19 protein-coding genes are annotated in these 21,900 nt (G+C 66.2%); 3 read left to right on the forward strand and 16 right to left on the reverse strand.

From position 1 onward, the window contains the following. Positions 1-143 precede the first annotated feature (143 nt). The 8 genes from ACYVH8_RS14975 to ACYVH8_RS15010 all read right to left on the reverse strand — a co-directional run bounded on the left by ACYVH8_RS14975 (position 144) and on the right by ACYVH8_RS15010 (position 10,501). On the reverse strand, positions 144-2,012 hold the full coding sequence (locus ACYVH8_RS14975) for a potassium transporter Kup (RefSeq protein WP_460489608.1): 1,869 nt from the start codon (positions 2,010-2,012) through the stop codon (positions 144-146). A 146-nt stretch (positions 2,013-2,158) separates the two neighbouring features. Beyond that, positions 2,159-3,454: a glutamate--cysteine ligase gene (gene gshA / locus ACYVH8_RS14980; protein ID WP_460489609.1), complete on the reverse strand. Its 1,296-nt coding sequence runs from the start codon at positions 3,452-3,454 to the stop codon at positions 2,159-2,161. 114 nt (positions 3,455-3,568) lie between these two features. Then, on the reverse strand, positions 3,569-4,861 hold the full coding sequence (locus ACYVH8_RS14985; protein WP_460489610.1) for a glutamate-5-semialdehyde dehydrogenase: 1,293 nt from the start codon (positions 4,859-4,861) through the stop codon (positions 3,569-3,571). Positions 4,862-4,865: 4 nt separating this feature from the next. Further along, positions 4,866-5,945, reverse strand: coding sequence for a DNA polymerase III subunit delta (gene holA / locus ACYVH8_RS14990; RefSeq protein ID WP_460489611.1), 1,080 nt, complete (start codon positions 5,943-5,945; stop codon positions 4,866-4,868). A gap of 16 nt (positions 5,946-5,961) precedes the next feature. Next, positions 5,962-6,465 (reverse strand): LPS-assembly lipoprotein LptE, encoded by a 504-nt coding sequence (locus ACYVH8_RS14995; protein ID WP_460489612.1) that lies wholly within the window; start codon positions 6,463-6,465, stop codon positions 5,962-5,964. 4 nt (positions 6,466-6,469) lie between these two features. Continuing rightward, entirely contained in the window at positions 6,470-9,163 is a 2,694-nt protein-coding gene (gene leuS / locus ACYVH8_RS15000; protein WP_460489613.1) for a leucine--tRNA ligase, read from the reverse strand. Between the two features lie 2 nt (positions 9,164-9,165). Next, positions 9,166-9,981 (reverse strand): 4-hydroxy-tetrahydrodipicolinate reductase, encoded by an 816-nt coding sequence (dapB, locus tag ACYVH8_RS15005; protein WP_460489614.1) that lies wholly within the window; start codon positions 9,979-9,981, stop codon positions 9,166-9,168. Positions 9,982-9,994: 13 nt separating this feature from the next. After that, positions 9,995-10,501 carry an outer membrane protein assembly factor BamE gene (locus ACYVH8_RS15010; protein WP_460489615.1) on the reverse strand — a complete coding sequence of 169 codons (507 nt, stop codon included), beginning with the start codon at positions 10,499-10,501 and terminating at the stop codon, positions 9,995-9,997. A gap of 83 nt (positions 10,502-10,584) precedes the next feature. Here ACYVH8_RS15010 and fur point away from each other — a divergent pair, with 83 nt between their 5' ends. Continuing rightward, positions 10,585-11,043, forward strand: coding sequence for a ferric iron uptake transcriptional regulator (gene fur / locus ACYVH8_RS15015; protein ID WP_460489616.1), 459 nt, complete (start codon positions 10,585-10,587; stop codon positions 11,041-11,043). A gap of 25 nt (positions 11,044-11,068) precedes the next feature. Here fur and hprK read toward each other — a convergent pair whose 3' ends face one another. From hprK to hpf, 3 genes are all read right to left on the reverse strand, one after another. Beyond that, positions 11,069-12,016, reverse strand: a complete 948-nt coding sequence (gene hprK, locus ACYVH8_RS15020; protein ID WP_460489617.1) for an HPr(Ser) kinase/phosphatase — start codon at positions 12,014-12,016, stop codon at positions 11,069-11,071. Positions 12,017-12,035: 19 nt separating this feature from the next. After that, on the reverse strand, positions 12,036-12,503 hold the full coding sequence (locus ACYVH8_RS15025) for a PTS sugar transporter subunit IIA (protein WP_460489618.1): 468 nt from the start codon (positions 12,501-12,503) through the stop codon (positions 12,036-12,038). A gap of 184 nt (positions 12,504-12,687) precedes the next feature. Further along, positions 12,688-13,017 carry a ribosome hibernation-promoting factor, HPF/YfiA family gene (hpf, locus tag ACYVH8_RS15030; protein ID WP_460489619.1) on the reverse strand — a complete coding sequence of 110 codons (330 nt, stop codon included), beginning with the start codon at positions 13,015-13,017 and terminating at the stop codon, positions 12,688-12,690. A 453-nt stretch (positions 13,018-13,470) separates the two neighbouring features. Here hpf and corA point away from each other — a divergent pair, with 453 nt between their 5' ends. Next, positions 13,471-14,457 (forward strand): magnesium/cobalt transporter CorA, encoded by a 987-nt coding sequence (corA, locus tag ACYVH8_RS15035; protein ID WP_460489620.1) that lies wholly within the window; start codon positions 13,471-13,473, stop codon positions 14,455-14,457. Between the two features lie 104 nt (positions 14,458-14,561). Here corA and ACYVH8_RS15040 read toward each other — a convergent pair whose 3' ends face one another. From ACYVH8_RS15040 to ACYVH8_RS15055, 4 genes are all read right to left on the reverse strand, one after another. Beyond that, a complete protein-coding gene (locus ACYVH8_RS15040; RefSeq protein WP_460489621.1) occupies positions 14,562-15,290 on the reverse strand; it encodes a 5'-methylthioadenosine/adenosylhomocysteine nucleosidase in 729 nt (242 codons plus the stop codon). Between the two features lie 124 nt (positions 15,291-15,414). Further along, positions 15,415-17,100 (reverse strand): long-chain-fatty-acid--CoA ligase, encoded by a 1,686-nt coding sequence (locus ACYVH8_RS15045; RefSeq protein WP_460489622.1) that lies wholly within the window; start codon positions 17,098-17,100, stop codon positions 15,415-15,417. Positions 17,101-17,203: 103 nt separating this feature from the next. Continuing rightward, positions 17,204-18,616 (reverse strand): Re/Si-specific NAD(P)(+) transhydrogenase subunit beta, encoded by a 1,413-nt coding sequence (pntB, locus tag ACYVH8_RS15050; RefSeq protein WP_460489623.1) that lies wholly within the window; start codon positions 18,614-18,616, stop codon positions 17,204-17,206. Positions 18,617-18,644: 28 nt separating this feature from the next. Then, positions 18,645-20,249, reverse strand: coding sequence for a Re/Si-specific NAD(P)(+) transhydrogenase subunit alpha (locus ACYVH8_RS15055; RefSeq protein WP_460489624.1), 1,605 nt, complete (start codon positions 20,247-20,249; stop codon positions 18,645-18,647). Positions 20,250-20,390: 141 nt separating this feature from the next. On the opposite strand from ACYVH8_RS15055, the gene ACYVH8_RS15060 reads away from it, so the two are divergent. Beyond that, positions 20,391-20,885, forward strand: coding sequence for an NUDIX hydrolase (locus ACYVH8_RS15060; RefSeq protein ID WP_460489625.1), 495 nt, complete (start codon positions 20,391-20,393; stop codon positions 20,883-20,885). 3 nt (positions 20,886-20,888) lie between these two features. On the opposite strand, the gene ACYVH8_RS15065 is transcribed toward ACYVH8_RS15060, so the two are convergent. After that, positions 20,889-21,899: a D-2-hydroxyacid dehydrogenase gene (locus ACYVH8_RS15065; RefSeq protein WP_460489626.1), complete on the reverse strand. Its 1,011-nt coding sequence runs from the start codon at positions 21,897-21,899 to the stop codon at positions 20,889-20,891. Between the last annotated feature and the right edge of the window lies 1 nt (position 21,900).

The following is a 21,900-nucleotide window of genomic DNA, read 5'->3' on the forward strand; positions in this document are numbered from 1 at the left end:
TTTGGCTGTTGTGACATGCCGGGATGTGCGCCCGGCAACGCACTTACTTTCTCTTGCTTCGAAGCAAAGAAAAGTACCTCGCTCGCCGGGGCGAGACCCGGCTTGCCACGCAAGGACAAGCGTCGATCAAAGAAGCAAGAAAATCAGATCTCGATCTTCGACCCCAACTCCACCACCGCATTGTTCGGCAGGTTGAGAAACTCAGCCGCCGCACTCGCGTTATGGTGCATCTGCGCGAACAGCTTCTCGCGCCAGGGCGACATGCCGTGGCCCATGGTGGGGATGACGATGTCGCGCGAGAGGAAATAACTCGTGGTCATGGGCTCCAGCGAGCAGCCCTGGCTGCGCACCTGCGCCAGGGCGGCAGGCAGGTCCGGATCGTTCTTGAAGCCGTAGTGCACGGTGACCTGCCAGCAGTCGTGTCCCAGCGGTTCGATCTCGATGCGCTTGTCCAGACCGATCCAGGGCACCTCGTGGTTGCGCACGGTGACGAAGAGGTTGTTCTCGTGCAGCACCTTGTTGTGCTTGAGGTTGTGCAGCAGGGCATTGGGCACGCTGCCGGTATCCGCGGTCAGGAACACGGCCGTGCCCTCCACGCGCACCGGCGGGCTGACGAAAACAGCCTCCAGGAAACCGGGCAGGTCGAGTGCCTCCTGGCGCAGCGCGGCATTGAGCTGGGCCCGGCCCTGCTTCCAGGTGGTCATCAGCATGAAGACGGCACCACCGATGGCCAGCGGGAACCAGCCGCCGTGGTGCAGCTTCATGAGATTGGAGCTGAAGAAAGCCAGGTCCACCACAAAGAAGAAGCCGGTGGCCGCGATACAAAGTGACAGCGGGTACTTCCAGCCGTAACGGATGACAAAGAAGGTCAGCACGGTGGTGATCAGCATGTCCAGCGTGACGGCGATGCCGTAGGCCGCGGCCAGGTTGCTGGAGGAGCGGAACATCAGCACCGCCAGCACGATGGCCACGAACAGGCCCCAGTTCACGAAGGGCATGTAGATCTGCCCGGTGTCCTTGACGCTGGTGTGCTGCACCTGCAGGCGCGGCAGGTAGCCGAGCTGGATCACCTGCTTGGTCACGCTGAAGGCGCCGGAGATCAGGGCCTGCGAGGCGATCACGGTGGCCATGGTGGCCAGGCCGACCATGGGCAGCAGCAGCCAGTCCGGCGTCATCATGAAGAAGGGGTTCTTCACGGCCTCGGGGTTGCTGATCAGCAACGCGCCCTGACCGAAGTAGTTGAGGGTGAGCGCGGGCATGACCACCGAGAACCAGGCCAGGCGGATCGGCCGCTTGCCGAAGTGGCCCATGTCCGCGTACAGCGCCTCGCCGCCGGTCACGCACAGCACCACGGCGCCCAGGATGATGAAGGTCGTGCCGGGGTTGTGCCACATGAAACCGACGGCGTAATGCGGGCTCAGCGCCCACAGGATGGCCGGGTTGCTGGCGATCTGGGCCAGGCCCAGCAGGGAGATGGCCGCGAACCAGACCAGGGTGATGGGCCCGAAGAACTTGCCGATGCCGGCCGTGCCACGCTTTTGCACGGCAAACAGCCCGAACAGGATCACCAGGGTCAGCGGTATGACCGCAGCCTTGAAGGCCGGCGACACCACCTCCAGGCCTTCCACGGCCGACAGCACCGAGATGGCCGGGGTGATGACACCATCGCCGTAGAACAGGCAGGTGCCGAAGATGCCCACCAGCAGCAGCACACGGCGCAATGCGGGCTTGTCCTTGACCGACTGCGAGGCCAGGGCCAGCATGGCCACCAGGCCGCCTTCGCCGTTGTTGTCCGCCCGCAGCACCAGCGTGACGTACTTGAGCGAGACGATGACCGTCAGGGTCCAGAAGAAGATCGAGAGGATGCCGTAGACGTTGTCCGACGTGAAAGGCACATGCCCGCTGCCGAACACCTCCTTGACCGCGTACAGGACGCTGGTGCCGATATCACCGTAGACAACACCGATGGCGCCCAGGGTCAGGGCGGCGAGCGAGGATTTGGATGCGGACACGACGGGCCCCCGTCTTCACGGGCGGGGTTCTAGGAATGCAGATGCGCTATTGTGCTCCGCCTGCCACCGTGCACCAAACGAAGGCCGGCGCCGCCCCAGTCGGCGGCCCGGATTGTTGCAGCGCAACAACTCCGGCCGATACCGGCTTATTCGTAGACCTCGGCCTCGGGATTGGTGGCCTCCAGCTCGTAGCTGGCGGCCAGCATGGCCAGGCGACCGATCACCCCATACATGTAGAAACGGTTGGGAGCGCTGGCGCCGGGCTTGGCGCCGGGTTGGGGCAGGTGGGTGCTCTGGTCGAAGGCCAGGGGCACGAAACTCGCGCCCGGGGCGTTGAGGTTCTCATCCACGCCGCGCTCGGCGTGGATGCGGTAAAAACCGCCCACCACATAACGGTCCATCATGTAGACCACGGGTTCGGCCACGGCGTCGTGCATGCGCTCATTGGTCAGCACGCCCTCCTGGATGATGACCTCGTTGACCTCCTGGCCGTCCTTGATCACGCTCATCTTGTTGCGCGTGCGGCGGTTCAAGTCTTCGAGTTCCTTGGGATCGCGCACGGTCATGATGCCCATGCCATAGGTGCCGTTGTCGGCCTTGACGACGACAAAGGGTTTTTCCTTGATGCCGTATTCCTTGTACTTGCGGCGGATCTTGGTGAGCAGGGCATCGACATTGCCGGTCAGGCACTCCATCCCGCTGCTCTGGGCAAAGTCGACCTGGCCGCAGCGGTTGAACATGGGGTTGATCAGCCAGGGATCGATGCCCAGCAGCTTGCCGAAACGCTTGGACACGTCCTCGTAGCTCTGGAAATGCTTGCTCTTGCGGCGCACCGACCAGCCCGCGTGCAGGGGCGGCAGCAGGTACTGCTCGTGCAGATCCTCCAGGATGCCAGGGATACCGGCCGAGAGGTCGTTGTTGAGCAGGATGGTGCAGGGATCGAAGTCCTTCAGGCCCAGCCGGGTCTTGCTGCGGATCACCGGCTCCAGCGTCACGGTCTCGCCGCCGGGCAGCTCGACCGTGGTGTTCTTCTTGATCTCGGGGCTGATGGAGCCGATGCGCACGTTCAGGCCGGCCATGTGGAAGATGCGCCGCAGCTGCGCCACATTGCTGAGGTAGAAGGTGTTGCGCGTGTGGTTCTCGGGGATCAGCAGCAGGTTGCGCGCCTCGGGGCAGATCTTCTCGATCGCCGCCATGGCGGCCTGCACGGCCAGCGGCAGCATCTCGGGGGTGAGGTTGTTCCAGCCGCCGGGGTAGAGATTGGTGTCCACCGGCGCGAGCTTGAAGCCGGCGTTGCGGATGTCGACCGAGCTGTAGAAGGGCGGGGTGTGCTCCATCCATTCCAGGCGGAACCAGCGCTCGATGGCCGGCATGGAGTCGAGGATGCGCTGCTCGAGCTCGTTGATCGGGCCGGTCAGGGCCGTGATGAGATGGGGAACCATGATGTCCTTGCACGCCCCCCGATGCGGCCTTCGGCCGCCTCCCCCCAATGGGGGGCGATGCAGCGGCCCGGCAAAGCCGGCTCCGCGCATCCTCGAAAGTGGGCTTAGTTGTTTCTAGTCTCTTACCTCACCTTGGCCCAAAACGACATATTTCAAGGACGTCAGGCCTTCGAGGCCCACCGGGCCGCGCGCATGGAACTTGTCGGTGCTGATGCCGATTTCGGCGCCCAGACCGTACTCGAAGCCGTCGGCAAAACGTGTGCTGGCGTTGACCATGACGCTGCCTGAATCCACCTCACGCAGGAAGGCCTGGGCGTGCATGTGGTCGCGCGTGAGGATGGCGTCGGTGTGGTGGCTGCCGTAGTGGTTGATGTGGCGAATCGCCTCGTCCAGGCCGGCCACCACCTTGACGCTGATGATGGGGGCCAGGTATTCCTCGTACCAGTCCTGCTCGGTCGCGGCCTGGAGGTTCGCGCCCTTGACGCCGGCCAGGATGGCCTGGGCCTCTGGGTCGCAACGCATCTCCACGCCCTTGGCGGCAAAGACGGCGCCGATGCGCGGCAAAAATTCCTGGGCCACACCGCGCGCCACCAGCAGGCCCTCGCTGGCGTTGCAGGGGCTGTACTTGTGGGTCTTGGCGTTGTCGGCCACCCGCACGGCCATGTCGAGATCGCAGGGATCGTCCACATAGGTGTGGCAGTTGCCGTCCAGGTGCTTGATGACGGGCACCTTGGCCTCGCGGCTGATGCGTTCGATCAGGGACTTGCCGCCGCGCGGGATGATCACGTCCACGTACTCGGGCATGGTGATGAGCTGGCCCACGACCTCGCGGTCGGTGGTCTGCACCAGCTGCACGGCCTCCACCGGCAGGCCGGATTCGGTCAGCGCCTGCTGCACGAGTTTGGCCAGGGCCTTGTTCGACTCGATCGCCTCGGAGCCGCCGCGCAGGATGCAGGCGTTGCCGCTCTTGATGGACAGGCTGGCGGCCTCGATGGTCACATTGGGCCGGCTCTCAAAGATCATGCCGAAGACACCTATGGGCACGCGCATCTGACCCACGCGGATGCCGCTGGGCTGCTGTTTCATGCCGATGATGTCGCCGATGATGTCGCCCATGGCGGCGAGCTGCTCGCAGCCCAGGGCCACGGTCTCGATGACCTTGGGGGTGAGGCGCAGGCGGTCCACCATGGGCTCGGCCAGACCGGCCGCCTGGGCACGGGCCAGGTCTTTTTCATTGTCCCGCGCCAGCGCAGCGGTATTGGCACGCAGCAGCCCGGCCAGGCGCCGCAGCGCGGCGTTCTTCTGCGCGGCGCCTGCCTTGGCCATCAGGGCGGCAGCGGCGCGCGCCTGCCGGCCCAGGATCTGGGTGGTTTCGGCGATGCGGGCGGTGGCGTCGGGCGCGTTCATGGGCTCATTTTCTCATGACCGCGCTTTTCGCGGGAGCGATGGCGCAGAGCCCGCACAGCTGCAAGGCCAGGCGCTGCAGGGCCTGCCAGCCGTCCACAGGCCAGTCCGGCGCCTTCAGCCCCTTGACGATGCCGTCCACCAGGTGCGCGGCTTGCAGCAGACGGGCCAGGTCGGTCGCGCTCAGCAAGGGCAGCACACGCTCGTAGAGGCGCTCCTTCATACCCCAGATGCGCTGCTCGCGCAGGGCCATGGGCAGGGGACGACCGGCGGCCATGGCATCCTTGACGCGCTTGAGGGCGCGGATGTCCTCGCTCAGGGCATAGTGCACCAGCACCTCGGCCTCGCCCTCGGCCTTGAGGCCGTCCAGCATGCGCTGCACCCGTGCCGCCTGGCCGGCCAGCACGGCCTCGGACAGCTTGAAGACGTCGTAGCGCGCCACATTGAGCACGGCGCCCTCGACCTGTTCGAAGCCCAGCTCGCCCTGCGGATAGAGCAGGCCCAGCTTCTGGATTTCCTGGTGCGCCGCAAGCAGGTTGCCCTCCACCCGGTCGGCGAAGAATTGCAAGGTGCGTTGCCCCTCCTCTCCCCCGACCACGCGCTGGCCCTGGGCGCCCAGGCGCTGGGCGATCCACTGCGGCAGGGCACGGCGCTCGACGGGCTCGACCTGCACGGTCACGCCAAAACTCTCGAGTGCGCCGAACCAGGCGCCGGTCCTGGTGGCCTTGTCCAGACGCGGCAGCAGCACCAGGGTCAGCGTGCTGTCATTGCCCTGGGCCGCTTCGGCCAACTGCTGCAGGGCCGCGCTGCCGTCCTTGCCGGGTTTGCCCGAGGGAATGCGGATCTCGACCATCTGCCTGTCCGCGAACAGGCTCAAAGATCCGCCGGCAGCCAGCACCTCGCTCCAGTCGAAGTGCGCGCCGGCCACCGTGTGCACGGTGCGCTCGGTGTAGCCCTGGGTGCGCGCCACGGCGCGGATGGCATCGGCCGCTTCCTGCTGCAGCAGGGGCTCGTCGCCGTGCACGGTGTACAGGCTCTTGAGCCCGCGCTGCAGCTGGGCGGAGAGCTGGGCGGCGGCGACTTGCATGGTCCAGGCCCGGTAGTCAGAGCTGCTTGACGGCCGCCAGGCGGCGCAGGATCTGCTGCACCATGTCGCTTTGCATATTGCGGTACAGCATGGCCTCTTCGGCCTCCTTGGCCAGGGCGTACGCTTCGTCGTAGCTGAGCGAGCGTTGCTGCACCAGCTCGGTCTCGGGGATCAGCTCCTGTCCCTGGGGCGTGCGCAGACGGAACTTGAGGATCAGGCGCAGCTGGAACTCGCGCACCTGACCGCTGGCATTAACGCCCACCACGGTCTTGACGCGCTGCTCGGACAGGATGTCGAGCACCGCCTGAGCCTCCTGCCGGCGCTCAGGCTCGGTGATGTACTGCAACTCGCCGCTGGACTGCAGCTGGCGCTTGAGTTCCACACCCAGCGAAGAGGTCGGCGCCACGCTGCTGTACAGCGAGGAAAAGGCGAAGCTGGTCGGCTGGCGCAGGCCAAAACCACACCCGGTCAGCGCCAGCAGGAGCGCACACGACAGCCAGGCCGAGAGGCGCGGTTTCATGGCTTCAGAGAACCACGTTGACCAGACGCCCGGGCACCACGATGACCCGCTTGATCGCCCCGCCCTGGGCCTGGGTCTGCACCGGTTCGCTGGCCACGGCGATGGCCTCGATGGCTTCCTTCGAAGCACCGGCCGGCACCAGAATGGCGCCACGCAGCTTGCCGTTGATCTGCAGCATGAGCTCGACCTCGTCCTGCTGCAGCGCTGAGGCGTCCACCTGAGGCCAGGGCGCGTCCAGCAGTTCACCGAGCACGCCGGCATAACCCAGCTCGCTCCACAGCACATGGGTGACGTGCGGCGTGGCCGGGTAGAGGCAGCGCAAGAGGATGCCGAAGCCCTCGATCAGCGCGACCTCGGCGCCCGGCGTGCCGGCAGCCTTGAAGTCCTCCAGCGCATTGAGCAGCTTCATGGCCCCGGAGACCACCGTGTTGTACTGCATGCGCTGGTAGTCGTAGTCCACCTGCTTGAGCACGCCGTGAATCTCCAGGCGCAAGATTTTGGCTTCCTTGCCAAAGCTCACGTCCTTCAGTTTCTTCGCGCCGGCCACACTGGCCAGGGCAGCCGCCTGGTCCATGCCAGAGAGCTTGACGCCGAAGTTCCAGACCCGGCGCAGGAATCGGTAGCTGCCTTCGACTGCGGCGTCATTCCACTCCAGCGTGGCCTCGGGCGGCGCGGTGAACATGGTGTACAGGCGCGCCGTGTCGGCGCCGTACTTCTCGATCAGGTCCTGCGGGTCGACCCCGTTGTTCTTGGACTTGGACATCGTGCCCACGCCCTCGTAGTCGATGGCTGTTCCCGCGGGCAGGCCGCCCACCGCCTTGTTCAGCTTGGCGCCGACGATCTTGCCACCTTCATCGAGCACATGCTCGACATCGTGCGGCCAGTAGTACTCCTTGCCACCTTTGTCGGTGCGGCGCGAGTAGATGTGGTTGAGCACCATGCCCTGCGTGAGCAGCTTGGTGAAAGGTTCGTCGACCTTGACCAGGCCCAGGTCGCGCATGACCTTGGTCCAGAAACGCGCATACAGCAGGTGCAGGATGGCGTGCTCGATGCCGCCGATGTACTGGTCCATCGGCATCCAGTACTGCGCCCCGGCGTCGACCATCCTGCTGTCGTTCTTCGGGTCGCAATAGCGCATGTAATACCAGGACGAGTCCACGAAGGTGTCCATGGTGTCGGTCTCGCGCCGCGCGGGCTTGCCGCACACCGGACAGACCACACCAGCATGGAAGCCCTCGTGCTTGTGCAGCGGATTGCCCGAGCCGTCGGGAATGCAGTCCTGCGGCAACACCACGGGCAGGTCCTGCTCCGGGACCGGCACCGCGCCATGCGCCTCGCAATGGATGATGGGGATCGGCGTGCCCCAGTAGCGCTGGCGGCTGATGCCCCAGTCACGCAGGCGCCAGGTGGTCTTCTTCTCGCCCAGGCCACGCACCTGCAAGGCGTGGGCCACGGCGTCCACCGCCTCCCGGTAGCCCAGGCCGCTGAAGGTGTCGGAGTTGACCGTCACGCCCTTGACCTTGTCGGCGTACCACTCGTGCCACTGCTTGTAGTCGTAGTGCTCGCCGTCGACGTGTACGACCTGGCGGATCGGCAGCTGGTACTTCAGCGCGAAGGCGAAGTCGCGCTCGTCGTGCGCCGGCACGCCCATGACGGCGCCGTCACCGTAGCTCATGAGCACGTAGTTGCCGACCCAGACCTCAACCTGCGCATCGGTCAGCGGGTGCTTGACGAGCAGGCCGGTGGGCATGCCTTCCTTGTCCCGCAGCGCCAGCTCGGCCTCGGTGGTGCCGCCCTTCTTGCAGTCTTCGATGAAGGCCGCGAGCTTGGGATTGGATCTGGCGGCGTGCTGCGCCAGCGGGTGCTCGGGCGCCACGGCGCAGAAGGTCACGCCCATCACCGTGTCGGCCCGCGTGGTGAAGACATACATGCGACCGTCACCGATCAGCTGACCGTCGTCGCCCTTGATGTCGTGCGTGAAGGCGAAACGCACGCCCTCGCTGCGGCCGATCCAGTTCTCCTGCATCAGGCGCACGCGCTCGGGCCAGCCGTTCAGGGTGGCCTTGTCATTGCCCAGCTGCACGTGGTCCAGCAGCTCCTGCGCGTAATCGCTGATCTTGAGGTAATAACCCGGGATCTCGCGCTTCTCCACCAGCGCGCCGGTGCGCCAGCCGCGGCCGTCGATCACCTGCTCGTTGGCGAGCACGGTCTGGTCCACCGGGTCCCAGTTCACGACCTGGGTCTTGCGGTAGGCAATGCCCTTCTCCAGCATCTTGAGGAAGAGCCACTGGTTCCACTTGTAGTACGTGGGGTCACAGGTGGCGATCTCTCGGCTCCAGTCGATGGCCAGGCCCATGGCCTGCATCTGACCCTTCATGTAGGCGATGTTCTCGTAGGTCCACCTGGCCGGTGGCACGCCGTTCTTGAGCGCCGCGTTCTCGGCCGGCAGACCGAAAGCGTCCCAACCCATGGGCATCAGAACGTTGTAGCCGTTCATGCGCAGCTGGCGCGTGAGCATGTCGTTGATGGTGTAGTTGCGCACGTGGCCCATGTGCAGCTTGCCGCTGGGGTAGGGCAGCATGGAGCAGGCGTAGAACTTCTTCTTGCCCGCCTCTTCGGTCACGCGATAGGCGTCGCGCGCCACCCAATGGCCGTGGGCGGCCTTCTCGACATCGAGGTGGTTGTACTTCTCTTGCATGATCACTTGAGTCCGAGCACGTCGAACATGTCGTACAGGCCATTCTTGCGGCCGGCCAGGAAACGCACGGCGCGCAGGCTGCCCTGGGCGTAGGTGACACGGCTGGCGGACTTGTGCGTGACCTCGATGCGCTCGCCGATGCCGGCGAACAGCACGGTGTGGTCGCCCACGATGTCACCGCCGCGGATGGTGGCAAAACCGATGCTCGAAGGAGCGCGCTCGCCGGTATGGCCGTAACGCTCGTAGACCGCGCAGTCCTTGAGCTCGCGGCCCAGCGCGCCGGCGATCACCTCGCCCATCTTGAGGGCCGTGCCCGAGGGCGCGTCGACCTTGTGGCGATGGTGCGCCTCGATGATCTCGATGTCGTAGCCCGTGGCCAGGGCCTTGGCCGCCATCTCGAGCAGCTTGAGCGTGACGTTGACGCCCACGCTCATGTTCGGCGAGAGCATGATGGCGATGTCTTTCGCCGCAGCGTTGATCTCGGCCTTCTGCGCCTCGGTGAAACCGGTGGTGCCGATCACCATGGCCACGCCCAGCTCGCGGCAGACCTTGAGGTGGGCCATCGTGCCCTCGGGGCGCGTGAAGTCGATCAGGGTGCGGGCGTTCTGCAGGCCGGCCTTGATCTCGGCCGTGATGGCCACGCCGCTGGCGTGGCCCAGGAAGGCGGTGGCATCGCTGCCGATGGCCGGGCTGGCCGCGACATCCAGGGCGCCGGCCAGCCGGCAGTCCTCGGCCGCGTGCACGGTTTCGATCAGCATGCGACCCATGCGGCCGGAAGCGCCGGCGATGGCGATCGGGTGGTGTGTCTGTGCGGTCATGGTGTGGCGGCTCTCAGCGGGTGGCCGGCTCCAGCGGCGGATAGCTGGCCGGCAGGGGCGGCAGGGGCCTGGCCTCAGGCGCCGGGGCCGGGGCCGGGAACTCCTGCAGTTTTTCCGGCGTGGCCTCCAGCAGGGGCACCTTGGGTGGCGCCTGGCTGCCCAGCGTAGCGACGAACTCGGTTTCGCTGGGCAGGGCGCCGGCCTCGAAGCGCTCAAGCACCTCGCCCTTGAAAAAGACGGTCACGCGACGGGCCTGCGGCTCGGTGTTCTGACGTTGGAGGGTGAAGACATAATCCCAGCGATCGGCATGGAACACACTGGTCAGCAAAGGGGTGCCCAGGATGTCACGCACCTGGATGCGGCTCATGCCGGGGCGCAGCACCGCCACCTGCTCGCGCGTGACCACATTGCCCTGGACCACCGGGACACGGTAGGGCTCCAGGAAGCTGCAGGCCGTGAGGGCGGCGCCCAGGAACAGGGCCAGCCCCAGACGGCCGGGGGCACGATGGAAAATGAACATGAAACTGCCGCTAGCGATATGATCGGTCCATTGTAGCGGCTGGCCCTGCCGCCACGCCTCCTGCACCCCCTGGGAACACGCCTATGAACACCATCGACGAGCTCAAGAGCACCGGCCTGAAAGCCACGCTGCCCCGCCTGAAAGTGCTGGAGATTTTCCAGAAGGGCGCGCAACGCCACATGAGCGCCGAAGACGTGTTCCGCGTGCTGCTGGAGGACCGCTCCGACGTGGGCCTGGCCACGGTCTACCGGGTGCTGACCCAGTTCGAGCAGGCCGGCATCCTGACGCGCAGCAATTTCGAGGGGGGCAAGGCCGTCTATGAGCTCAACGAAGGCCAGCACCACGACCACCTGGTCTGCCTGGACTGCGGCAAGGTCGAGGAATTCTTCGACGCCGAGATCGAGAACCGCCAGAACGCCGTGGCCAAGACCCGTGGTTTCGCGCTGGCCGAGCACGCGCTGAGCCTTTACGCCCACTGCACCAAGGACAAATGCCCGAACCGCGGCAGCGGTGGTCGTGGCGGCCACACCGCCGGTCACTGAGCGCGCCGGGCCGCGAGGGTTCGCCTCAGCTCTCGCCCATCGCCTTGCGGTGGCGCTCCACGAACTCCTGGTAGGTGTCGATGCCCCGCAGCTGCAGGATGGTGTTGCGCACCGCCGCCTCCACCAGCACGGCCAGGTTGCGACCGGCCACCACCTGGATCACCGCCTTGCGCACCGGGATGCCCAGCACATCCTGCGTGAGCGGCTCGTAGGGAATGCGCTCGTAGTCGCGCTCCAGCGTCTCGCGCCGCACCAGGTGCACGATGAGCTTGAGGCGCATCTTGCGCCGCACGGCGGTCTCGCCGAAGATAGCCCGGATATCGAGCAGGCCGATGCCGCGCACCTCCAGCAGATTGCGCAGCAGTTCGGGGCAGCGACCCTCGATGGTGTCCTGGTTCACACGGTAGAGGTCCACCGCGTCGTCGGCCACGAGGCCGTGGCCGCGCGAGATCAGCTCCAGCCCCAGTTCGCTCTTGCCCAGGCCCGATTCGCCGGTGATCAGCACCCCCAGGCCCAGGATGTCCATGAGCACGCCGTGCATGGAGGCACGGTCGGCGAAGTGGCGCGAAAGGTAACTGCGCAGCACGTCGATGACATAGGCCGAGGATTCGGGCGAGGCGAACATGGGAATGTTGGCCTCTTCGCACATGGCCAGCAGGGCCGGCGGCACCTGCTGCTTGTCGGCCAGCACCAGCACCGGCGGCTCCAGCGTCGTGATGCGCGAGATCCGGCGCTCGCAATCTTCCGGCGTGGCGCTGGTCAGGTAGGCCACCTCGCGCTCGCCCAGCACCTGCAGGCGGTAAGGGTGGATGTAGTTCAGGTGGCCGACCAGATCGGCGCCGGAGTTGGCGGCGCGCACGGCCACTTCGTCGAAGCGACGCTCGGAAGCACCCAGGCCGGCCACCCACTCCCATTTGAGCTTGGCGCGGAACTCCTCGAAGAGGACTTCGGCGCTGACAACGGTGGGTCTCATGTCAGGCGGACGGCCGGGCTCAGGCGGGTTGGGCCGAACGCCAGCCGGCGATCAGTCCGTGCAGTTCGCCGGCGCTGGCGCTGCTGTTGAGCTTGGCGCGCAGGGCCGTGTCGCTCAGCAGCTCGGCGATCTCGGACAGGATCTCCAGGTGTTTCTGGGTCGCGGCCTCGGGCACCAGCAGGAAGATCAGCAGGCTCACCGGCGACTCGTCCGGCGCGTCGAAACCGATGGGCTGGGCCAGTTGCAGCACGGCGGCCATGGGCGCCTTCAGGCCCTTGATGCGTCCGTGCGGAATGGCCACCCCGTGCCCCAGGCCGGTGGAGCCCAGGCGCTCGCGGGCGAAGAGGCTGTCGGTCACCAGGGCGCGGTTGAGGCCGTGCAGGTTCTCGAACAGCAGGCCCACTTCCTCGAAAGCACGTTTTTTACTCGTGGCATCGACATGCACAAGCACTTGTGCGGTCGGCAGGATGGACGCAAGACGATTCATGGTGTTCGAGTGGGCAGATTATGCACACAAAACGCCCCCACGCTCCCAGCTGACGCAAGTCGCTGCCCCCCGAGGGGGCCGCTTTTTGTCTTGGGGCGGCCCGGCGGCAAAAAAGCCGCGGGGGAAGCCGCGGCTGCTCTGGGCGGGGCGGGCCAGCGCCCCGCCCCTGCGGCCTGATGGCCGCCTACATCAGGCGCTTGGGCGCCTCGTGGTGATGCTCCTGGAGACGATCCTTGTGGCGCACCACCTGCCGGTCGAGCTTGTCGACCAGTTCATCCACGGCGGCGTAAAGGTCCTGGTGGGAGCTTTCCGCGAACAGGTCACTGCCTTTCACGTGGATATTGCATTCGGCGCGTTGCCGTCGCTCCTTTTCCTTCTGTTTTTCAACGGTCAGCAGCACCTTGATATCCACGAGCTGGTCAAAGTGCCGGGTGATTCGATCAAGCTTGGTCGTGACATAGGTGCGCAGGGCCGGGGTGACTTCGAGGTGATGACCGCTGATCGTCAGGTTCATGAGTAGCCTCCTGTTGCTCTCGGATTTGAACGTCCGCCCGTACCAGCAAGCCCGACGACGACTTCGGACTTCGCTGCTGCGGGCCAATTCACTATGCGCCCGCCCTGCTCGAAATGCAATCCCTTTTCCTTGACCCCGCGCAGGTTTTTTTGCGGTCTTGCCCTCTTGAATTCCGTCCGTCGCGCGGGGGCTTGCCAGCCTGCGAACGGCGGTGCAGAATATCCGGATTGCAGCGTCCTTCCGCCCTCGCGCGCACCGGCCCCCCGGCCCCATCTGACCTGCAAACCCTCCTCTCCGATTCGCCGCCACAGTGCCATAATTGCGCCTGTCGCCACTCTGGAGATCGCTCCTTGGAAACCTGCCCTAGTCGGTAGCTTTCGACTCCCGGCATCGGGGGTTGGAAGCCTCGCCCCACCCCACCCGCCCGATGCCCCAACCAAGAGGGAGTGAGCCATGCTCAACATCTTCACGCTCGCCAACGGCCGGCTCTTCCAGGAAGAGATCGAGTCGCTGGAGGAGCTCTCCAGATTCCAGCCCATCTGGGTCGACCTCGAATCCCCCACGCTCGAAGAGAAGCGCTGGGTCAAGCAGTATTACGGCCTGTCCATCCCGGAAGACGCGATGGACGAGGACATCGAGGAATCCGCCCGCTTCTATGAGGAAGACAACGGCGAGCTGCACATCCGCAGCGACTTCCTGATCGCCGACGAGGCCGAACCGCGCGCCGTGCGCGTGGCCTTCATCCTGAACCTGGTCAACGACGTGCTGCGCAGCAAGGGCGTGTTGTTCTCCATCCACGACGAGGACCTGCCGGTGTTCCGCCTGCTGCGCATGCGCGCGCGCCGCGCCCCGGGCCTGATCGAGGACGCCAAGGACGTGCTGCTCAAGCTCTTCGACGCCGACGCCGAGTACTCGGCCGACACGCTCGAAGGCATCTACGACGAGCTGGAAAAGGCCGGCAAGCTGGTGCTCTCGGGTGACGTGACCGACGCGCTGGCCGGCGAGGTGCTGGGCGCCATCGCGCGGCAGGAAGACCTGAACGGCCGCATCCGCCGCAACGTCATGGACACGCGCCGCGCGGTCAGCTTCCTGATGCGCAGCAAGATGCTCAACTCCGAGCAGTTCGAGGAAGCGCGCCAGATCCTGCGCGACATCGACTCGCTGGACTCGCACACCGCCTTCCTCTTCGACAAGATCAACTTCCTGATGGATGCGACCGTCGGTTTCATCAACATCAACCAGAACAAGATCATCAAGATCTTCTCGGTGGCCAGCGTGGCCCTGCTGCCGCCCACGCTGATCGCCAGCATCTACGGCATGAACTTCCAATCCATGCCGGAGCTGAGGCAGAGCTGGGGCTATCCCTATGCGCTGGGGCTGATGGTGGCCAGTGCGCTGGTGCCGATGTGGTACTTCCGCAGGCGGGGTTGGTTGAAGTGAACCGGCGCAGCCGGTTCACTTCATGACGAAATGACCTCGCCGCTGCGCGGCTTCGATGACGGCGCCTGCGGCGCCATGACTTTGTTTGTCATGCAGGCGCGAGGTCATTTCGTCATCCGCCGCACGAACTCGTCGATGATCGCGAGCGCGTAGCGGCTGGCGACTTCGGTGACGAACTTCGGAAAGTCGACGTGGGCCGTGTCGTCGGCGCGGTCGGAGATGGTGCGCACGGCGGCGTAGGGGATGGCGTAGTCATGGCAGACCTGGGCCACGGCGGCGCCTTCCATCTCCACGGCCAGCGGGGCGTGGCCGGCCTCGCTGAGTGCTGCACGCAACTGGCGCGCCTCCTCTGCGGCCGAGACGAAGCGGTCGCCGCTGGCGATCAGGCCATGGTGCACCGTGGCTGGCAAGTCGAGATGGCTCAGGCCGGCGCGGGTCGCGCCCAGCAGGGCCTCGCTCATGACGGCGTCACAGGCAAAACGCTCGCGACCGTAGAGGGGGATCTGGTAGCGCGGGAACAGCGGCGAGGCGTCCATGTCGTGCTGCACGAACGCCTGCGCCACCACCACGTCGCCCACCTGCACGCCGGGGGCTATGCCTCCAGCCACGCCGGTGAAGACCAGGCGCTGCGCGCCGAAGGCCTCGATCAGGGTGGTGGTCGTGGTGGCCGCGGCCACCTTGCCGATGCGCGAGAGGGCCAGTACGACGGCGGTGCCGTGCAGTTCGCCGAGCCAGAACTCGCGCCCGGCGCGGTTCACGCGCTGCGGGCGCTGCAAGCGCTCCAGCAGGCCCCGCTGCTCCTCGGCCAGGGCGCTGAGGACGGCCGTGGTCATGACGTAAGACGGGATGACGAAATGACTTCGCCGCAGTGCGGCTTCGATGACCGCGCCTGCGGCGCCATGACTTGTTCTGTCATGCGGGCAGCGCCCGCGTCATCGAAGCGCCGCAGGCGCGAGATCATTTCATCATGCCCGGATCGCGCAACTCGCGACGCAGGATCTTGCCCACCGGGGTCTTGGGCAGATCGGTGCGGAACTCGATCACGCGCGGCTGCTTGTAGCCGGTCATGTTCTCGCGGCACCAGGCGCGCACCTTCTCCTCGGTCAGCGAAGGATCCTTCTTCACGATCACGAGCTTGACGGCTTCGCCGGTCTGGGCGTCGGCCACGCCCACACAGGCGCACTCCAGCACGCCGTCGAGCTTGGCCACCACGTCCTCGACCTCGTTGGGATAGACGTTGAAGCCGCTGACCAGAATCATGTCCTTCTTGCGGTCGACGATGCGGAAGAAGCCGCGCTCGTCCATGATGCCCACGTCGCCGCTCTTGAACCAGCCGTCGGCCGTCATGACCTTGGCGGTCTCGTCGGGGCGCTGCCAGTAGCCGGCCATGACCTGCGGGCCCTTGATGGCGATCTCACCCGCTTGGCCCTGGGGCACGTCGCGGCCCTCGTCGTCGATGATCTTCATCCAGGTGCTGGGCAGCGGCACCCCGATGGTGCCGGTGTATTCGGTCGCCGTCACCGGGTTGCAGCTGGCCGAGGGGCTGGTCTCGGACAGGCCGTAGCCCTCGCAGATCGGGCAGCCGGTCTTCTCGAACCACTTCTGCGCCACCGCGCCCTGCACGGCCATGCCGCCGCCGACCGACACCTTGAGGTTGCTCCAGTCCACCTTGTTGAAGTCGGGGTGGTTGGCCAGGCCGTTGAAGAGCGTGTTGACCGCCGGGAAGCTGTGGAAGGTGTGCTTGGACAGCTCCTTGAGCACGCCGGGCAGATCACGCGGGTTGGGAATGAGGATGAGCTTGCCGCCCGTGCGCATGGACAGCATCATGCCCACCGTGAAAGCGAAGATGTGGTACAGCGGCAGGGCGCACACGCCCGTGGGCTGCTGGCCGGCCGGCACCTTTTTCATGGCCGGGTTGTTCCAGATCTCGGACTGCAGGACGTTGGCAATCACATTGCGATGCAGCAGCACGGCGCCCTTGGAGACACCCGTGGTGCCGCCGGTGTACTGCAGCACGGCCACGTCGTCGGGTTTGATCGCGGGCTGGCGCAGCGTGCCGCGCTCGCCCCTGGCCACCGCCTCATTGAAGCGCACGGCAGCGGGCAGGCTGAAGGGCGGCACCAGCTTCTTGACCTTGCGCACCACGAGGTTGACCAGCGCGCCCTTGAGCAGGCCCAGGCGGTCACCCATGGCGCACAGCACCACGTGCTTGACGGGGGTGGCGGCGATGCACTTCTCCAGCGTGTGGGCGAAGTTCTCGATGATGACGATGGCTTTCGAACCGGAGTCCTTGAGCTGGTGCTCCAGCTCGCGCGCCGTGTACAGCGGGTTGACGTTGACCACCACATAACCGGCGCGCAGGATGGCGGCCACGGCCGCCGGGTACTGCGGCACATTGGGCATCATGATGGCGACGCGGTCGCCCTGGGCCAGGCCCAGGCCCTGCAGATAGGCGGCGAAGGCGCGGCTCAGGCGGTCGGTCTCGCCGAAGCTCACGTCCTTGCCCATGAAACTGTAGGCGCTACGGTCGGCGTACTGGCGGAAGCTCTCCTCCATCAAGGCCACCAGCGAGGTGTAGGGCGAAGAGGGCAAATCGGCCGGGACCCCCTCGGGGTAGCTCTTGAGCCAGAGTCGGTCGGTCATGGTCAGGTCTCCTGTCGATCTTGTTGCTTCACGGCCCAAAAAAAAGACCGTGCCGGGTAAATCGGCACGGTCGTGCTTTTCCCTTTCGGGAGATTATGCCTCGTCAGCTCTTGAGAGCAATCAGCACCTCATCAAGCATCTTCTTGGCGTCGCCGAAGAGCATGCGGTTGTTGTCCTTGTAGAACAGGGGGTTGTCCACACCGGCGTAGCCCGAGGCCATGGAGCGCTTCATGACGATGGAGGTCTTGGCCTTCCAGACTTCCAGCACCGGCATGCCGGCGATCGGGCTGCTCGGGTCGTCCTGCGCGGCCGGGTTCACGATGTCGTTGGCGCCGATGACCATGGCGACGTCGGTGCCGCCGAAGTCATCGTTGATCTCGTCCATCTCCATCACGATGTCGTAAGGCACCTTGGCCTCGGCCAGCAGCACGTTCATGTGGCCCGGCATGCGGCCGGCCACCGGATGGATGCCGAAGCGCACGTTCACACCCTTCTCGCGCAGGGTCTTGGTGATCTCGTACACCGTGTGCTGGGCCTGGGCCACCGCCATGCCGTAACCCGGCACGATGATCACGCTCTTGGCCTCGCGCAGCAGCTCGGCGGTGTCGGCGGCCGTCACCGGCACGACCTCACCTTGCGGCGCTGCGGCCTCGCCCGACTTGGCAGGCGCAGGCGCGCCGGAGCCGAAGCCGCCGGCGATCACGCTGATGAAGTTGCGGTTCATCGCGTTGCACATGATGTAGGACAGGATGGCGCCCGAGGAGCCCACCAGCGCGCCCGTCACGATCAGCAGGTCGTTGGACAGCATGAAACCGGTGGCCGCGGCGGCCCAGCCCGAGTAGCTGTTGAGCATGGACACCACCACGGGCATGTCCGCGCCGCCGATGGCCATCACCATGTGCACGCCGAACAGCAGGGCGATCACCGTCATCACGATCAGCGGCGTCATGCCCTCGGCCACGGTGGGCGCGTGGATGAATTCGCGGCCGAACCAGATCACGATCAGCAGGGCGGCCAGGTTGAGCCAGTGGCGCGCGGGCAGCAGCAGCGGCTTGCCGCCGATCTTGCCGTTGAGCTTGCCGAAGGCGATCAGCGAGCCCGAGAAGGTGACCGCGCCGATCAGGATGCCGATGTAGATCTCCACCTCGTGGATGATCTTTTCAGTGCCGGTGAATTGCACCGAGGTGTCGACGTAGCTGGCGAAACCGACCAGGCAGGCGGCCAGACCGACCAGGCTGTGCATCAGCGCGACCAGCTCGGGCATCTGCGTCATCTTCACCACCTTGGCGGCGTAGAGACCGATGCCGCCGCCGATCACCAGGGCCACGATGATCCAGGCGATGCCGGAGGGTCCGACACGCGGGCCGAAGATGGTCGCCAGCACGGCCAGCGCCATGCCGACCATGCCGAACAGGTTGCCGCGGCGCGAGGTTTCCGGGTTGGACAGGCCCCCCAGGCTCAGGACGAAGAGGATGGCGGCGCCGAGATAGGCCACCGTAGCGAGACTTTGGGACATGATCGTCTTTCCTTCTTGTTCTTGTCTCTTACTTGCGGAACATGGCGAGCATGCGACGGGTCACGGCGAAACCGCCGAACATATTGACCGCCGTCAGCACGATGCCGGCAAAGGCCAGCCAGCGGATCAGCTCGTCCGGACGGCCGGCGGCGCCGGCCTCGGGCGGCGCGATCTGCACCAGCGCGCCGATGGCGATGATGCTGGAGATCGCGTTGGTCACGCTCATCAGCGGCGTGTGCAGCGCAGGCGTCACGTTCCAGACCACCATGTAGCCGATGAAGCAGGCCAGCACGAAGACCGTGAAGTGGCCCAGGAAGGCCGCCGGCGCGTAGGCGCCGATGAACCAGAAGGCCAGCGCGGCCACGGCGAAGAGGATGGCCAGGTTCTTGGCCGGCAGCGGTGCGCTGCTGCCATGGCCGTGGCCACCCTTTTTCTCGGCCGCCGGGGCCGCCGGCTTCGGGACAGGCACGGCCGCCGGTTTCAGCGGGGGGGCCGGCCAGGTGATGCTGCCGTCCTTGACGACCGTCAGGCCGCGGATGGCATCGTCTTCCATATTGACGTTGGCGACACCGTCCTTGGCCTTGCACAGCTCCTCGGCCAGGCGGAACAGGTTGGTGGCGTAGAGCGTCGAGGACTGCTTGGCCAGGCGCGAGGCCAGGTCCGTGTAGCCGACGATGGTCACGCCGTGTTTCACCACGGCCTGGCCCGGCTCGGTCAGCTCGCAGTTGCCGCCCTGCTCGGCCGCCATGTCGACGATCACGCTGCCCGGCTTCATGGAACGCACCATCTCGGCGGTGATGAGCTTGGGCGCGGGCTTGCCCGGGATCAGGGCGGTGGTGATGATGATGTCGACTTCGCGGGCCTGCTTCGCGTACATCTCGCGCTGCGCCTGCTGGAAACCTTCGCTCATGACCTTGGCGTAACCGCCGCCGCCCGAGCCTTCTTCTTCGTAGTCCACCTTGACGAACTCGCCGCCCAGGGACACGACCTGGTCGGCCACTTCGGCGCGCGTGTCATTGGCGCGCACGATGGCGCCCAGGCTGGCTGCGGTGCCGATGGCGGCCAGGCCGGCCACGCCGGCGCCGGCGATGAAGACCTTGGCCGGCGGCACCTTGCCCGCGGCCGTGATCTGGCCGTTGAAGAAACGACCGAAGGCGTTGGCCGCCTCGATGACCGCGCGGTAACCGCTGACACCGGCCATGGAGGTCAGGGCGTCCATCTTCTGGGCCCGGCTCAGCGTGCGCGGCAGGGCGTCGATGGCCAGCACGGTCGCCTTGCGGGCGGCCAGTTGCTGCATGAGTTCGGGGTTCTGCGCCGGCCAGACGAAACCGATCAGGGCGCCGCCCTCGCGCAGCAGGGCCACTTCGGCCTGGCTCGGGGGACGCACCTTGAACACGATGTCCGATGCCGCCCACAGCGCCGCAGCGCCCTGGATGACTTCGGCGCCCGCGGCGCGGTAGGTCTCGTCGCTGAAGTTGGCGGCCTCACCGGCGCCGGACTCGACCGCCACCCGGAAACCGAGCTTGATCAGCTTTTCGACGACTTCGGGAACCGTCGCAACCCGCTTTTCGCCCGGGAAGGTTTCCCGTGGCACCCCGATGCGCTGCACCGCTGTGGCTGTGCCTGCTTGCATGAAAATCTCCTGGAGTTTTATAAATTGTCACGCAGGGAGGACTCTACAGACCGCCCGCATGCGATAAGCTTACCTGAGAAATTCATGCCACCCAGGCATAAGCGCTATAACTATTTCCCGACCGATTCATAATCGCCGACCATGAACACCCGTTGGAAACCCAGCGTCACCGTGGCCGCCATCATCGAGCGTGAAGGCCGTTTTCTGCTGGTCGAGGAAGAAACCGCCGAAGGCCTGAAGCTCAACAACCCGGCCGGCCACCTGGACCCGGGTGAGTCGCCTGCGGACGGTTGCGCGCGCGAAGCCCTGGAGGAAACCACCCACCGCTTCACGCCCACCCACTTGCTGGGCGTCTACCTCTCGCGCTTCCAGCGCCCGCGGACCGATGGCCCTGTCGAAGACATCACCTACCTGCGTTTCGCCTACACCGGGGAGCTGGGCGACGTGGTGCCGGGCCGCACGCTGGACACCGGCATCCTGCGCACGGTCTGGATGAGCCCCGAGGAAATCCGCGCCAGCGTCGCGCGGCATCGCAGCCCCCTGCTGCTGCGCTGCATCGAAGACCATCTGCGCGGCCGGCGTTACCCGCTGGAGCTGGTCTACACCGACGCCACCGTGCAGTTGCTGCAAAGCTGAGCCTCAGCCGCGCGTCACTTCGCCTTCCAGCGTGTCGCCCTGCAGATAAAGGCGCAGATTGCGCAGGAAGAGTTCGGCGCCGCGCTGGCGGGTGCCCAGGGAGGCCGAGGCGCTGTGCGGTGTCATCAGCACATGGGGCAGGCTCCACAACGGGGACTCGGGCGGCAGCGGCTCCTGGGCAAACACGTCCAGGTAGGCCCCCAGCAGATGACCGCTGGCCAGCGCGGCGATCAGGGCGGCTTCGTCGACGATTTCGCCGCGTGCGATGTTCACCAGACCCGCGCCCCGCGGCAGCAGGGCCAGGCGGCGCGCGTTGACCAGGTGGCGCGTCTGCTCGCTCAGCGGACAGGCCAGCACCAGCCAGTCGCAGCGAGGCAGCAGGCCGTCGATGGCCTCCAGGCCCAGCACCTCGTCGAAAAACTCGGCCCGCTGCACCTGACGGCGCAGGCCGATGGTGCGCACGCCCAAGGCCTGCAGCCCACGTGCGATCCGCGTGCCGATGTGGCCCACGCCCACGATCACCGCCGTCTGGCCACCCAGGTCCCGGGGCAGATCACTGTCCCGGATGGGTGCCCACTCCCGCCGCTGCTGCGCCCGCAGCCAGTGCGGAAAACCGCGTGAAAGCATCAGCAACCCGGCCAATCCGTTCAGGGCCACCGGCTCGGCGTTGGTGCCGGCAGCGGTGCTGATGCGGATGCCACGCTGTTTCGAAGGCTGGTAGGCCGGATGGTCCAGCCCGGCAGACACCAGCTGCAGCCAGCGCAGATTCGGCGCCGCGTCGACCAGGGACCAGAAGGCCTGCGCCTCGGGGCTGCGGTGCTTGGCCTGCGTGCCCTCCCAGATGTCGCGCGAATAGAAGGCGGCCTCGATGCCGGCGATCCGCCCGGCCGTGTAATGCGCGCCCGGCTCGTAGTGCAGCACTTCGAAGCGGCGCGGGGCCCGGGCCAGGATGTCCGCCAGGACCTCCTGGTATTCGTCGGCGATGCGCCGGGAGATCAGGAGGCTGGCGTTCATG

The sequence above is a fragment of the Curvibacter fontanus genome (assembly GCF_054780335.1).

Coding starts and splice junctions, on each gene's coding strand:
- gshA (WP_460489609.1), bottom strand. CDS start 3,454: ATGGTTCCCCATCTCATCACGGCCCTGACCGGCCCGATCAACGAGCTC.
- ACYVH8_RS14985 (WP_460489610.1), bottom strand. CDS start 4,861: ATGAACGCGCCCGACGCCACCGCCCGCATCGCCGAAACCACCCAGATC.
- holA (WP_460489611.1), bottom strand. CDS start 5,945: ATGCAAGTCGCCGCCGCCCAGCTCTCCGCCCAGCTGCAGCGCGGGCTC.
- ACYVH8_RS14995 (WP_460489612.1), bottom strand. CDS start 6,465: ATGAAACCGCGCCTCTCGGCCTGGCTGTCGTGTGCGCTCCTGCTGGCG.
- leuS (WP_460489613.1), bottom strand. CDS start 9,163: ATGCAAGAGAAGTACAACCACCTCGATGTCGAGAAGGCCGCCCACGGC.
- dapB (WP_460489614.1), bottom strand. CDS start 9,981: ATGACCGCACAGACACACCACCCGATCGCCATCGCCGGCGCTTCCGGC.
- ACYVH8_RS15010 (WP_460489615.1), bottom strand. CDS start 10,501: ATGTTCATTTTCCATCGTGCCCCCGGCCGTCTGGGGCTGGCCCTGTTC.
- fur (WP_460489616.1), top strand. CDS start 10,585: ATGAACACCATCGACGAGCTCAAGAGCACCGGCCTGAAAGCCACGCTG.
- hprK (WP_460489617.1), bottom strand. CDS start 12,016: ATGAGACCCACCGTTGTCAGCGCCGAAGTCCTCTTCGAGGAGTTCCGC.
- ACYVH8_RS15025 (WP_460489618.1), bottom strand. CDS start 12,503: ATGAATCGTCTTGCGTCCATCCTGCCGACCGCACAAGTGCTTGTGCAT.
- hpf (WP_460489619.1), bottom strand. CDS start 13,017: ATGAACCTGACGATCAGCGGTCATCACCTCGAAGTCACCCCGGCCCTG.
- corA (WP_460489620.1), top strand. CDS start 13,471: ATGCTCAACATCTTCACGCTCGCCAACGGCCGGCTCTTCCAGGAAGAG.
- ACYVH8_RS15040 (WP_460489621.1), bottom strand. CDS start 15,290: ATGACCACGGCCGTCCTCAGCGCCCTGGCCGAGGAGCAGCGGGGCCTG.
- ACYVH8_RS15045 (WP_460489622.1), bottom strand. CDS start 17,100: ATGACCGACCGACTCTGGCTCAAGAGCTACCCCGAGGGGGTCCCGGCC.
- pntB (WP_460489623.1), bottom strand. CDS start 18,616: ATGTCCCAAAGTCTCGCTACGGTGGCCTATCTCGGCGCCGCCATCCTC.
- ACYVH8_RS15055 (WP_460489624.1), bottom strand. CDS start 20,249: ATGCAAGCAGGCACAGCCACAGCGGTGCAGCGCATCGGGGTGCCACGG.
- ACYVH8_RS15060 (WP_460489625.1), top strand. CDS start 20,391: ATGAACACCCGTTGGAAACCCAGCGTCACCGTGGCCGCCATCATCGAG.
- ACYVH8_RS15065 (WP_460489626.1), bottom strand. CDS start 21,899: ATGAACGCCAGCCTCCTGATCTCCCGGCGCATCGCCGACGAATACCAG.